This is a genomic window from Streptomyces sp. NPDC058525, assembly GCF_042719495.1.
Classification (GTDB): Bacteria; Actinomycetota; Actinomycetes; order Streptomycetales; family Streptomycetaceae; genus Streptomyces.
In genome coordinates this window covers 12,692-25,048 of sequence record NZ_JBHXNP010000031.1, presented here as the reverse complement: position 1 = coordinate 25,048, position 12,357 = coordinate 12,692, and the positions used below count along the sequence as shown (strand labels likewise).

Sequence of the window (12,357 nt, the reverse complement as noted above, 5' to 3'; positions counted from 1 at the left end):
GCGTGTCGCCCGACAGCCCGGGGTGACTTCCGTACCGGTCCTGTTGCAGAGCTGATGCCTCCACTACGCATCTAAGGTGTGCGTATGACAGAGATACCGGGCGAGCTGCCCGGGAAGCCGACCGCGGCCTCCCGTACGACCCTCAGCCACATCATGACGGCCAACGACACCAACCTCCTCGGCACGGTGCACGGCGGCGTGATCATGAAGCTGGTCGACGACGCGGCCGGGGCCGTGGCCGGGCGGCACTCCGGTGGCCCCGCGGTCACCGCGTCCATGGACGAGATGGCCTTCCTCGCCCCCGTACGGGTCGGCGACCTCGTGCACGTGAAGGCCCAGTGCAACTGGACGGGCCGCTCCTCCATGGAGATCGGCGTACGGGTCCTCGCGGAGCGGTGGAACGAGTCCACCCCCGCCACCCAGGTCGGCAGCGCCTACCTCGTCTTCGCGGCCGTGGACGCCGAGGGCAAGCCCCGCCGGGTGCCGCCCGTGCTCCCGGAGACCGAGCGGGACGAGCGGCGATACCAGGAGGCCCAGATCCGCCGCACGCACCGGCTCGCGCGCCGCCAGGCGATCATGGCCCTGCGCGAGGAGCGGGCCGCCCAGGGCTTCGACGACTGACCGCGGCCCCGCCGCGGCCCGCGCCGGCCGCTCACTGCCCGGCGCAGGTCACCTCGTCGCCCGTCAGCACCCCGGCGGTGCCCTGGTGCGGGTCCTCCGCCCGCACCGGCACCACCTTGCGGTGGTCCGAGCCCGCGATCACCACCACGGTCCGGCCCTGGCGCGCCACCGCCCGCAGCTCGCTGCCGGGCAGCGCGGCCGCCACCGAACGGGCGGAGCGGTCCCAGCGCGGGTCGTACGTGATCACCGTGCGCCGCACGTCGCGGCCGGCACTGTTGCCCGGGGCCCCGGTGGTGTCGAAGCCGGTGGCGCGCAGGGCCGCGTCCACCCGGCCGCCCAGCCCGTCGATCCGGGTGCCGTTCTCCACCTGCACCCGGACCTGCTTCGGGGGCACGTCCACCGGCAGGGCCGGGGCCCGGCCGCCGGTGTTCCCGGGCCGGGGCGCGGCCAGCGGCCGGTCCTGCCGCAGCGCCTCGAAGAGCTTGGCGGCCTTCGGCTCGTCCCACTTCACGGTGGAGCCGATGCTCTTCACCCGGAAGGAGGGGTCGCCGACGGGCACGGAGGCGAACTCCGAGGAGGAGGGCGTGAAGTCCCGCATGGCCTGGCCGAGCGCGAGCATCTGCTCGGAGCCGAAGCCCCTGTCGGCCCGGACCGAGCCCAGCAGCGTGGAGCTGACCTGCTTGAACTTGACCGGGTTGAGCAGCACCCCGCCGCTGGTCGCCTGCTTGATCAGGGCGGCGAGGAACCGCTGCTGGCGCTGCATCCGGCCGAGGTCGGAGGCCCCGTCGACATGGCGCGAGCGCACGTACTGCAGGGCCTGTCCGCCGGTCAGCCGGTGGGTGCCGGGCAGCAGGTCGAGGCCGGTGTTCGGGTCGCGCATGGTCTTGGCGGTGCAGATGTCCACGCCGCCGATCGCGTCGACCGTCTTCATGAAGCTGGTGAAGTCGACCTCCAGGTAGTGGTCGATCTTCACCCGGGTCATGTTCTCGACCGTGCGCACGGTCAGGTTGGGGCCGCCCTCCGCGTAGGCGGCGTTCAGCTTCACCGGGTGCGCCTTGTGCGCCTTCCCGGTGACGAGGTCGTGGTGCGCGGGCACCTCCGCGTAGCTGTCGCGGGGCAGGCTGATCACGCTCGCCCGCTCCCGGTCCGCAGACAGGTGCACGAGCATGATGGTGTCGGTGCAGCGGCAGGGCGCCCCGCCCAGGCGGTACTCGCGCTTCTCCTCCGGAGTGATCTTCGCGCGGCCGTCGGTGCCCACCAGCAGCAGGTTCAGGCCGTGCCCGGCCTGCGGGCGGTTCTTCATGTCCTTGAACGGGTCCACCCGCTCGATCCCGGTGTCCAGGCCGGTCATCACGGCGTGTCCGACGGCCCCGCAGCCCAGCACCACCACCGACAGCCCGGCCGCGATCCGCACCCCCCACCGGGGTCTGTCGCCCCCGCGCCGGGCCGGACCGCCGCCCGCACCGCCGCGCCGTGCGCGCTGCGGCTGGGGCGGCCTGGCGGGACGGGTGGGACGGTGCGGCTGGGGCACGGTGGACACCTCCGCGGGGACAGCAGGGGAAACGATCGGCATGGATCTGATTCGTCAGAACAGTAGGCCCATACGATCAGCCTCTGTCCTTACCGCTCACTCGGCGCGCACCCGGTTCCCCCGTACGCGGTAACGTGACACCGATACCCGACCTTGAAGGACCACATGCCCGCCCAGCAGCCCGCAGTCTCGGTGATCATGCCGGTGCTCAACGAGGAGCACTACCTCCGCGACTCCGTCCGCCACATCCTGGAACAGGAGTACGCGGGCGAGATGGAGGTGGTGATCGCGCTGGGGCCGTCCACGGACCGCACCGACGAGATCGCCGCAGAGCTCGTCGCCGAGGATTCCCGAGTCCACACCGTTCCGAACCCCACGGGCCGGACCCCGGCCGCACTCAACGCCGCCATCAAGGCCTCGCGTCAACCGATCGTGGTACGCGTCGACGGCCACGGCATGCTCTCGCCGAACTACATCGCCACCGCCGTGCGCCTCCTGGAGGAGACCGGTGCGCAGAACGTCGGCGGCATCATGCACGCCGAGGGCGAGAACGCCTGGGAAGAGGCCGTCGCCGCCGCGATGACCTCGAGGATCGGCGTCGGCAACGCGCCGTTCCACACCGGAGGCCAGGCGGGACCGGCCGAGACCGTGTACCTGGGCGTCTTCCGCCGCGAGGCGCTGGAGCAGCAGGGCGGCTACAACGAGGAGTTCATCCGCGCCCAGGACTGGGAGCTGAACTTCCGCATCCGCGAGGCCGGCGGCCTGATCTGGTTCTCCCCGGAGCTGAAGGTCCAGTACCGGCCGCGGCGTTCGGTGCGGGCCCTGGCCAAGCAGTACAAGGACTACGGGCGGTGGCGCCACGTGGTGGCCCGCTACCACTCCGGCTCCATCAACCTGCGCTACCTGGCCCCGCCGACCCTGGTCTGCGCGCTCGCGGCCGGCGTGGTCGTGGGTGCGGCCGTCACCCCGTTCGGCTTCGCCGTCCCGGCCGGCTACCTCGCGGCGATCGCCGTGGGCTCCGTCCCGGCGGGCAAGGGCCGCTCCCTCAAGGCCCGGGCGCAGATCCCCCTGGCCCTGGCCACCATGCACCTGTGCTGGGGCTACGGCTTCCTGACGAGCCCGCGCTCGCTCGCGAACAAGCTCATCGCGACCCGCCGCCCGGCCGTGCACCGGGACCCGTCGCAGGTCTGAGCAGCGGTACGAAGGACCCGTACGGCCCGTACGAAGGGGCCCGGTGGGGCGGCTGTGAACCGAACAGCCGCCCCACCGGGCCCCTTGGCCGTACGCGCACCCGCTACCAGGTGAAGCCCTCCTGGACCGGCATGCAGGCCTTGTCGTTGTCGCCGTTGAGGGCGTGGGCGGAGGTCGGGGCCACGGTCGGCGCGGGCGGCGGCGGGGTCGGCGCGCTGCCGGTCCGCCAGTCCTTGCCGACGAACAGCACGATCCCGGGGACCTCGGCGGACTTCTGCACCGCGGTGGCGGGCAGGCCGAGCGCGGTCGCCACGGAGGCGGCGTCGGCCGCCTGGGCGTCGGTGGCGAAGCGGACCACCGTGGTGTCCTCGGCGCCCGTCTGGGTGTCGGCGGTGGCCTTGGTGAAGCCCTTGCCCTTCAGCAGCGCGGCGACGTCGTTCGCGCGGAGCTTGACCTTGGCCTCGGCGCCGTCCTTGCCGCCGGTGGCGTTGCGGACGGTGACCGCGACCTTCGCGGGCGCCGAGGCCGCGGCGGTGGACGGGGCCGTGGTCGGCTGGGCCGGGGCGGAGGGGGCCGCCGAGGTGCCCGGCGAGGGGGAGGCCCCGCCCTCCGGGGTCCCCGAGCCCTTCCCGTCCAGCGCGATGTCCTCGCGGATCATGCGGAACAGGGCCTCGGCCTCGTTCGGCATCGGCTCGACCCGCCCGTCCAGGCCGGGCCGCGTGCTGTAGACCCAGGGCATGGTGGTCATGGTGATCCGCCCGGGCGAGACCTTCTTGAGCTCCATGCTGAGGTCGTACAGCTTGTCGATCTTGTTCAGGCCGGTGTCCACGACCATGGCGTCGATCGCGGCCTGCGCCAGGCTGTTCATCTTCACCGGGTTGGTGAGCTTGGCGTTCTTGCGGAACTCGCGGGCCATCGAGTTCATGTACTGGTGCTGGGCGTGGGTGCGGGCGATGTCGGTGCCGTCCTCGAACCCGTAGCGGGTGCGCAGCCACTGGAGGGCGGTCTCGCCCTGGATGACGCTCTCGCCCTTCGGCAGCTTCAGGCCGGAGCCCTTGCCGTCGCGGGTGCGGGAGTGGACGTTCTGCTCGACGCAGACCGGGACGCCGCCGATGGCGTCCGCCATCGAGACCACGCCCTTGAAGTCGATCATCATGAAGTGATCGATGGGGATCTTGGTGAGCTCGGTCCAGGCGGCCACCGTGCAGCCCGGTCCGCCGCGCTGGAGCGACTCGTTGGTCTGGACGAGCCCCTTGCTGGCGGGGTGCACCTTGCCGCCCGGCTCGGTGCACTTGGGCATCGTCAGCATCGTGTCGCGCGGCATCGACACCACCGACATGTTGCTGCGGTCCGCGGACAGGTGCAGCAGCATCTGCACGTCCGCGAGCGGCGGGCCGTCGAAGGTGTCCGTGGCCCCGCCGAGGGCCTGGTTCGCCGCGTCGTCGCGCGCGTCGGAGCCGATGAGCAGGATGTTGAGCGGGGTCTGCCCGAAGGAATTGGGCTTGGAGCCGCCGAGTTTGGTCTCGCCGAGGTTCAGCGCGTCCGTCTTGATGCTGCCGTTCAGGTGGCGGTAGTAGAGGTAACCGCCCGCCGCCGTCGCGAGTATGAGCAGGGACAGGACGGAGGCCACCCAGCGCAGCACGCGCCGCCGGCCCCGCCTGGTGGACCGGTCGGCCGCCCGCCGGGCGGCCCGGGAGCCGCCCCGCGGTGAGGGTATCGAGCCGGGCTCGTCCGCTCCGCCGCCGGATATGTCCCCGGTGGCCGGGGCGTCCGTCCCCTCCCCTCGCACGCTGCTGTGCCTCACATGTCCCCCCTCGAGATACTGCTGTGGTCGATACCCGTGCCGGTGTCGCCGGCGATGCCCCGTTACTTGGCGCAGACGGCCTTGTCCGCCTGGGCCTGCTGCACGTCCTTGGGCAGCTCCTGCGGAACCGGAGCCCCCAGCGGGGCGCCCGGCTGCTGGAAGTCGGGGCCCAGCGTCAGCTTCATCGGCGTCTTCGCCGCGGCGTCCGCCGTCCCCATCTTCAGAGCCGTGGCCGGCAGCCCCAGGGCGTCGGCCAGCGCCCGGGCCTGGTCGGCCTGGTTGGGCGCGTACTCCAGCTGCGTGGCGCCGACCTTCGCCGGCGCGTTGCCCTGGTTGCTGGCCTTGGACATGCCCTTGGTGTTCTGAAGCCAGTTCAGCGTGGTGGAGGCGGCTCCCTTGGGCCCGCCGCCGTTGTACACGCCGACCCGCACGTCCGCCGCCGGTGCCCGGTTGCCCTGGAGCAGGGCGTCCTGCTTGGCCTTGGCGTCCGCGTCGGCCGCCTCCTGCGCGGCCTGCTCCTTCTTCTCGACCTCCGTGAGCGAGACGTCCCCCCGGATCATCTGCAGCAGCGGATCGGCCAGATTCCTGTCCACCACGACGGTGGCCTTGACCTTCTCGGCCGGATTGTCGAGTACCGGCATGGTCGTGAAGGTGATGTTCTTGAGGTCGATGTCCTTCAACTCACCCGCGAGATCGGTGAGTTTGTCGATGGACCCCAGCCCTTGGTCCACGGTCAGCGACTTGGTGGCCGCCTCCGCGAGCGAGAAGAACTTCTTCGGGCTGGTCAGCGTCTCCTTCGACTTCATCTCGCGCATCATCGAGCCGAGGAACTGCTGCTGGGTCTTGATCCGGTCCAGGTCGCTCTCGTTGCCGAAGGCGTGCCGGGTCCGTACGAAGGCCAGCGCGTCCTCGCCCGCCAGCCGGTGCTCGCCCGCCGGCAGCTTGAGCTTGGAGTCCTCGTCGTCGACGGCCTTCTCCAGGCAGACGGGCACCCCGCCGACGGCCGTGCTCAGGGTCTTCACCGCGTTGAAGTCGACCATCATGAAGTTGTCGATCTCTATCCCGGTGAGCTCCTTGACGGTGCGCATCGTGCAGCCCGCGTCGCGGCCCTCCTGGCCCAGGCTGTTGTTGAAGCGGGTGCCCTTCGTGCCCGTGATCTCCTTCGTCGTCCCGTCGGGCTGCTTCGTCGGGCAGGACGGGATGTCGGTGATCAGGTCGCGCGGGATGGACAGCGCGGTGGCGTTGGAGCGGTCCTTGGCCACGTGGAAGAGGATCGTGGTGTCGGCGTGGCCGACGCTGTCCTTGTCCCCGTAGCCCTCGTTGCCGGAACCGCTGCGCTTGTCGGTGCCGATGACCAGGATGTTGATGGCCTGGTCCTTCTTGAAGCCGCCGGTGCCCGCGCCCGCGATGTCGGTGACGCTGAGGTTGCCGTTCAGGTGGTCGTAGTAGAAGTACGCGGCCGCGGCTCCGCCGACCAGCAGGAACGCCAGCGTCCCGCTGGTGACGAGCAGCGCCTTCTTGCGGCGCCCGCCCCCTCCGCCGCCCTTGCGGGAACGGCCGCCGCGCCGGCCGCCGGGCGGGGCGTCACCGCGCCGCGGCCTCGGTACGGCCGGGGACGGTGCGTCGGGCTTGCCGGGTGCGGAGGGCGCCGGCGCTCTGCGCGGAGCGCCCACCCCCGACCCCTGCTGGTGCGCTGCGGAGTCGCCCAGTCGCAGTTCGTAGTTGCCGGTGCGGGGATTGAGCACCCACTGGTCTGCGGGGTCGATCTCGTCGGCCCGCCCACGGCTTTGCGCATCCACGGTTGCTCGAATCCTCCGTCGGGTGCCTCGCGACGCGCCTCCCCCAGGCGCACGGTCAACGATCCGGCTGCTGGTGCCCGGCCTCTGGTCCGGCGGGGCACCGGATCGCTCACCTTATCCGCCAGCTTCGGCTGCAAACCATGCTGGTGACAAATTCCACTCCCCTTATAACGGGGCGAACCTCTCAACCCGTTCGGTTCGGTCACCGGCTTTTGGGATTGCTTTACCGGCAGTCGGCCATACCCGCCGTCGTCCCGGTAAAGGTGGGGACGGGTACGGGGGTGCCGGTGGTTCCCTCGCCGTCCCGGCCCGTTCCGTCCCGCGGCGCCCCGGACTCCGTGGCGCTCACCGGCTCGTTCCCGGCCCCGTTCCCGGTGCCGTTCCCGGGCCGGGTCCCGGGTTCGGGCTTCGGCGGGGCGACCGTCACCGGCTGGTCGGTCCGCAACTGCTGGAACAGCCGGGAGGCATCGGGTTCGACCAGTTCATCCCGATTGGGGTCAGCCCAATACGGTTTACGGGGAACCGTCAGGAACTTTACTTGATCAGTCGGTATGTCCCGTACGCCCCGCACGAGTTCGTACAGGCCGCGCAGCGACGCCAGCCCCGGGTCCGTGGTCACCGACGAGGTCGCCGCGTCCAGCAGCGGATACAGCCGGGCCGGGTTCAGTAGCACCCCGTTGCTCTGCACCTTCTTGACCAGCGAGCCGAGGAACTGCTGCTGGCGCTCCATCCGTTCCGTGTCGCTGCCGTTGCCCAGGCTGTAGCGGGCGCGGACGAAGCCCAGCGCCTGCTCGCCCCGGAGCGTCTGGCGCCCCGCGGGCAGCCGCAGCTTGGCCTCGGAGTCGTCGACCGGCTGCTTGAGGCAGACCTCCACCCCGCCGATGGCGTCGACCATCTTCTTGAACCCGCCGAAGTCGATCACCATGTGGTGGTCGACCCGGATCCCGGTGAGCCGCTCGACCGTACGGATCGTGCAGCCGGCCCCGCCCCACTGGAACGCCCAGTTGAACTGCGCGCGCCGCTCGCGGGTGCGGCTCCCGTCCGCCATCAGGCACTCGGGGATGTCCGCCATCAGGTCGCGGGGTATCGACACCGCCGTCGCGCTGCGCCGGTCCGCGGGCAGGTGCAGCAGGATCGTGGTGTCCGAGCGCTCGGTGCCCCGGTCCTGCCCGTAGCGGGCGTTGTCCTTGCCCGAGCGGGAGTCCGAACCGATCAGCAGGATGTTCTGGGCGCCGTTCGCGAAGTGCGCCGGACGGTCGCGGTCGTAGCGCAGCAGCTCGGCCGCCGCCGAGGTGTCCTCGGTGATGTTCCCGTCGAGCTTGTTGTAGATCCACCAGCCGCCGGCCGAGCCCGCCAGGACCAGGAAGGCCGCCCCGAGACCGGTCCAGCGCAGCAGTCGGCGCCGACGGCTGCGCGGCGGCTTCGAGCCGCCCGCCGCCGCCCCGGTCCCGCCCGGTATGCCTGCGCTGTCCGTCACTGGCGTCCGTCCCCTCGCCGTTCCGACAACAGCCGTACGGGTGAGTACGGCCACTGCCGATCCTGCATCCGGGCGGCCGGGGCAGCCCGGGGGCAGGGGCGTGTCTAGGGCCATGTGGGTGACAAATCGCCCATTACTGCCTTTGACCAGTCTGGGTGACGGAGCTCCGGGCCGCTCAGAGGGTGTGGGTGACCCGCTCGCTCTCGACCCGCTGCGCCAGCGCCTCCGGCGACAGCCGGTCCAGGTTCCGGCACAGCACCACGGAGCCGCCCGACGCCAGCGCGGCGTACAGCCCCGCCGAAAGCCCGTCCCAGGTGTCGTAGCCGAGCCCGGTCAGCACCCGCGAGCCGCCGCCGAGCCCGAGCTTCGCCGCGTCCTCGCGGGCCCGCGCCGTCAGCTCCGCGTACGAGAGCTCCTCGCCGCCCACGGCCAGCCCGGGCCCCTGCGGATCCACCGGCACGAAGGGAGCGAACCGGTCCCCCTGCCCCGGCACCTCGACCGCGTAGTCCGCGAACCCGGCCGGCGGCTGCGGGAACCGCCCGCCCAGCGGCCGCAGCGCCAGCGCCACCCGCTCCCCGGAACAGGCCCGGGCCTCGTCCAGCGAGTCCGGCCCGCTGACGACGAGATCGGCCCCGGCCGGATCCCCGCCGACCTCGGCGACGACCCCGACCGAAGCGCAGGCGAGCAGCCAGACGGCGCTCTGCCAGTGCGCGGGGAGCATCAGCGCGAGCCGGTCCCCGGGCTCGGCGCCCAGGTCGCCCTGGAGCAGATTGGCGGTCTTGGCCACCCAATTGGCGAAGGTGGCGACGGACAATTCCACGCGCTCGCCCGTGGCGTCGTCGTAGAAGGTGACGAGCGGGCGGCCCGGATCGGCGGCGAGCGCGGATCGCAGCAGGTCGGCAGGGGTGCGGTCAGTGGCGTTCACCCGGCACAGGGTACGCGGGGCCGTCCCCCGTACGGCGGCCCGCTGCTCCGCCGTACGGGGGAGGGGTGTGCGGGGGCGGGCCGGACGGACCGTCAGTTCTCGGATGGCGCCCGCCCGTGCGGGTGCTCACCATCCTTTTCATGCGTGGATTCCTTGCTTCCTCGATCGGCGTTGCGACCGCCGCCGTACTGGCCCTGCCCGTCGCGTTCCCCACCGCGGCCCTGGCGGAGTCCGCCCCCGTAGCCCCCGCCGGTTCCACCCAATCCCTGCCGCTCGTCCCGCTGGGACCCGCGGCGACCCGGACGCCCGGCGTCCCCGCAATGACCGCCTCGCCGGGCGCCCTGCCCGAGACGCAGGGCCTGACCGCCCACGAGGTCAAGACGTTCTCGCTGGTCGGCGTGGTCTGGGACGACGCCACCACCCAGCTGCACGGCAAGGTCCAGGTCCGCACCCGCTCCGCGAAGACCGCGACCTGGTCCGACTGGCAGGACGTCGAGACCCACAACAGCGAGCACGCGGCCGACCCCGACGCGGCGGAACGCGGCTCCGGCCGGGTCCGCGGCGCCACCGCCCCGCTGTGGGTCGGCGAGTCCGACGGCGTGGAGGTCCGGGTCCAGGCGGAGCCCGGCGCCCCCTCCCACCGCGCCCCCTCCCGGCTGCCCGCGGGCATGCGGATCGAGCTCGTCGACCCGGGTACGGAAACCCCCGCCACCGGCTCGGACGGCAAGAACAGCGGCCCCGAAGGCGACGACAAGGGCGAGGTGGTGACGCCCGGCATGACGATGGAGATGGCGGAGTCCTCCGCCGCGAACCTCCCGCACGCCGAACTGGGCGCGAACGAGATCACCGAACTCAACAAGGCCGACTCCACCGCCGACGCGGTCTTCGCGAGCGACGGCGAGCTGAGCGCGGCCGCCGCCCCGTACATCGGCCCGCGCCCGCGGATCGTCACCCGCAAGGGCTGGGGCGCGGACGAGTCCCTGCGCGAGTCGGGCTTCGTCTACACGACCACGGTCAAGGCGGCGTTCGTCCACCACAGCGCCTCCGGCAACAACTACGCCTGCAAGGACGCCCCGGCGGTGCTGCGCAGCCTGTACCGCTACCACGTGGTCAGCAGCGGCTGGCGGGACTTCGGCTACAACTTCGCCGTCGACAAGTGCGGCACGGTCTACGAGGGCCGCGCGGGCGGGGTCTCCAAGGCGGTGCTCGGCGCGCACACCATGGGCTTCAACACCAACAGCATGGGCGTCGCGGTGCTGGGCACGTTCACCTCCACGAACCCGCCGGCGGCGGCCACCGACGCGGTCGCCCGCCTCACGGCCTGGAAACTCGGCCTCTTCAACCGCGACCCGCGCGCGAAGACGACCCTGACCTCGGGCGGCGGCAACCGCTACCCCAAGGGCCAGAACGTCTCGATGAACGTCATCGCGGGCCACCGCGACGGCTTCGCCACCGCCTGCCCGGGCGCCAAGCTCTACGGCAAACTCCCGACGACCCGCACCTCATCAGCCAAACTCCAAGGCCGCCCGTAGCCTCCGGCGGGGCTGGATTCGCCCTCCGGGCAACTCCAGCCCCGCCAGCGGCCGAGGCTCAACTGATCCTGGGGGTCGCAGAGCTGCGGAAGCCTTCCTCCAGCCGCAACCGAGTCGTCGGCGATATGTCGAGGTCTGCTACCTCAGACCGTGGCACCCAGCGCACCTCAAGCGATTCCTCACTGACTCTGATTTCGCCGGTGAGAGGCCGGGCGCGGAAGCAGAGCGAGAACTCCTGCCGCACCTCGCCGTCCGAGAACGCGATGACATGTCCGGGGTCCGTGAAGACGCCCACCAGCCCGACCACCTCGACCTGGATGCCGGTCTCCTCCAGGACCTCCCGGACGACTGTCCCCGTGATGTCCTCGCCGATCTCCTGGACGCCGCCCGGCATTCCCCAGCGTCCGTTGTCGGATCTCCGCTCCAGGAGGACCCGGCCGTCATCGTCGACGACGAAGGCTGTCGCCGCAGGAACGATGCTGTTCGCCCTCGGTGCGGAGGGGTCGTCGAAGTAGTCGGTACGACTCATGCCTGCCCTTCGATGGGAACGGATCCGCTCCAGACCTTCTCGAAGCTCTGCTGATATGTCGAGACGAGCTCCGCGCCGGCCACCCGCCTGAGGTGCAGGACAGGCGCCATCGGGGCGCTCACGCCGTAGACCTGCGTATTGACCAGCCACTCGTCGTCCGACCGGAAGAGCGAGTTGTGCAGGGTCGACCGGTGCAGGCGGAATTCGATACCGGGAACCGAACGGAGCGGGCGGTAGAGCTTCAGTACCTCCCGCACCTTGTAGGCGACTCCCTCGCCGATCTCCTCCTCCTCGCCGCGCCGCAGGACCTCCGGGCTGTCGGGGTCGCCGAGCAGGATGCGTGCCCGGACACCTGAAGCTGCTTTCCGCTTGAGCAGTTGTATCCACCGGGGGTTCTCCGCCAAGAACACGCCGGCGTGTACCAGTACGCCGATCTCGTGCTCAGCCCGGTCGAAGAGCTGTAGCCAGAGTTCCGGCGGCACATAGGAGCGGTGGGGGTAGATCTTCAGCACTTCCGCGTCAGCCGCCTCCTTGCGCTGCCCGTCAGGGAGGCCGTCCGGCCACAGATACGCCTCGTCCGCGCGCAGGAGCGCCGCGACGGCGAGGCGGTGCCTTCGGTACGGCGCGCGGCCTTGTGTGATCCAGCGTTCGACGGTCTTCGGGTCGACTGCGACATGTCCTGCCACGGTGTCGACGGTGACGCCGAGCGTCATCATCACCGACCGCAGCCGTTCGTTCGACATTCAAACCCCCAGGGACGTCCAGGGACGTGTTCGCCCTCCCGAACGCTACAGAGGACGTCCCGAGCCGTCCAGCAGCGTGGTCACCACGTCCCGAGCCGAGGGCGCACTCTGATGGCGCACCAGTCGGTACCTGCCACATGAACAGGCAGGCCCTGAGAACTGCCTGCGCCCACCTACCGACACGACACCCAGGGCGGTGACGATC

At 71.4% G+C, this 12,357-nt stretch carries 10 protein-coding genes; 3 read left to right on the top strand and 7 right to left on the bottom strand.

The genetic code is table 11. The features are described from left to right. The first annotated feature begins 84 nt into the window (after positions 1-84). Positions 85-621, top strand: coding sequence for an acyl-CoA thioesterase (locus ACFWP3_RS16855; RefSeq protein ID WP_361752045.1), 537 nt, complete (start codon positions 85-87; stop codon positions 619-621). A 31-nt stretch (positions 622-652) separates the two neighbouring features. Here ACFWP3_RS16855 and ACFWP3_RS16850 read toward each other — a convergent pair whose 3' ends face one another. Further along, positions 653-2,035, bottom strand: coding sequence for an LCP family protein (locus tag ACFWP3_RS16850; protein ID WP_384221430.1), 1,383 nt, complete (start codon positions 2,033-2,035; stop codon positions 653-655). 282 nt (positions 2,036-2,317) lie between these two features. Between ACFWP3_RS16850 and ACFWP3_RS16845 the strand changes: the two genes are divergently transcribed. Next, positions 2,318-3,343: a glycosyltransferase family 2 protein gene (locus tag ACFWP3_RS16845; RefSeq protein ID WP_384221273.1), complete on the top strand. Its 1,026-nt coding sequence runs from the start codon at positions 2,318-2,320 to the stop codon at positions 3,341-3,343. 103 nt (positions 3,344-3,446) lie between these two features. Here the strand turns inward: ACFWP3_RS16845 and ACFWP3_RS16840 are convergent, their stop codons facing one another. From ACFWP3_RS16840 to ACFWP3_RS16825, 4 genes are all read right to left on the bottom strand, one after another. After that, on the bottom strand, positions 3,447-5,147 hold the full coding sequence (locus tag ACFWP3_RS16840) for an LCP family protein (RefSeq protein WP_384221270.1): 1,701 nt from the start codon (positions 5,145-5,147) through the stop codon (positions 3,447-3,449). 62 nt (positions 5,148-5,209) lie between these two features. Further along, positions 5,210-6,946, bottom strand: coding sequence for an LCP family protein (locus ACFWP3_RS16835; RefSeq protein WP_384221267.1), 1,737 nt, complete (start codon positions 6,944-6,946; stop codon positions 5,210-5,212). Between the two features lie 223 nt (positions 6,947-7,169). Beyond that, positions 7,170-8,423: an LCP family protein gene (locus ACFWP3_RS16830; protein WP_384221265.1), complete on the bottom strand. Its 1,254-nt coding sequence runs from the start codon at positions 8,421-8,423 to the stop codon at positions 7,170-7,172. 175 nt (positions 8,424-8,598) lie between these two features. Then, positions 8,599-9,348 (bottom strand): TIGR03089 family protein, encoded by a 750-nt coding sequence (locus ACFWP3_RS16825; protein ID WP_384221262.1) that lies wholly within the window; start codon positions 9,346-9,348, stop codon positions 8,599-8,601. A 140-nt stretch (positions 9,349-9,488) separates the two neighbouring features. Between ACFWP3_RS16825 and ACFWP3_RS16820 the strand changes: the two genes are divergently transcribed. After that, complete coding sequence (locus ACFWP3_RS16820) at positions 9,489-10,880, top strand: peptidoglycan recognition protein (RefSeq protein ID WP_384221259.1); 1,392 nt, start codon at positions 9,489-9,491, stop codon at positions 10,878-10,880. A gap of 58 nt (positions 10,881-10,938) precedes the next feature. On the opposite strand, the gene ACFWP3_RS16815 is transcribed toward ACFWP3_RS16820, so the two are convergent. Continuing rightward, complete coding sequence (locus tag ACFWP3_RS16815) at positions 10,939-11,409, bottom strand: NUDIX domain-containing protein (protein ID WP_384221257.1); 471 nt, start codon at positions 11,407-11,409, stop codon at positions 10,939-10,941. Continuing rightward, complete coding sequence (locus tag ACFWP3_RS16810) at positions 11,406-12,152, bottom strand: XRE family transcriptional regulator (protein WP_384221255.1); 747 nt, start codon at positions 12,150-12,152, stop codon at positions 11,406-11,408. Before ACFWP3_RS16810 ends, ACFWP3_RS16815 begins: the two co-directional genes overlap by 4 nt. Positions 12,153-12,357 lie beyond the last annotated feature (205 nt).

What these genes read in the sequence shown, in the direction of transcription:
- ACFWP3_RS16855 (WP_361752045.1), top strand. Translation starts at nt 85, where the DNA reads ATGACAGAGATACCGGGCGAGCTGCCCGGGAAGCCGACCGCGGCCTCC.
- ACFWP3_RS16845 (WP_384221273.1), top strand. Translation starts at nt 2,318, where the DNA reads ATGCCCGCCCAGCAGCCCGCAGTCTCGGTGATCATGCCGGTGCTCAAC.
- ACFWP3_RS16820 (WP_384221259.1), top strand. Translation starts at nt 9,489, where the DNA reads ATGCGTGGATTCCTTGCTTCCTCGATCGGCGTTGCGACCGCCGCCGTA.
- ACFWP3_RS16815 (WP_384221257.1), bottom strand. Translation starts at nt 11,409, where the DNA reads ATGAGTCGTACCGACTACTTCGACGACCCCTCCGCACCGAGGGCGAAC.
- ACFWP3_RS16810 (WP_384221255.1), bottom strand. Translation starts at nt 12,152, where the DNA reads ATGTCGAACGAACGGCTGCGGTCGGTGATGATGACGCTCGGCGTCACC.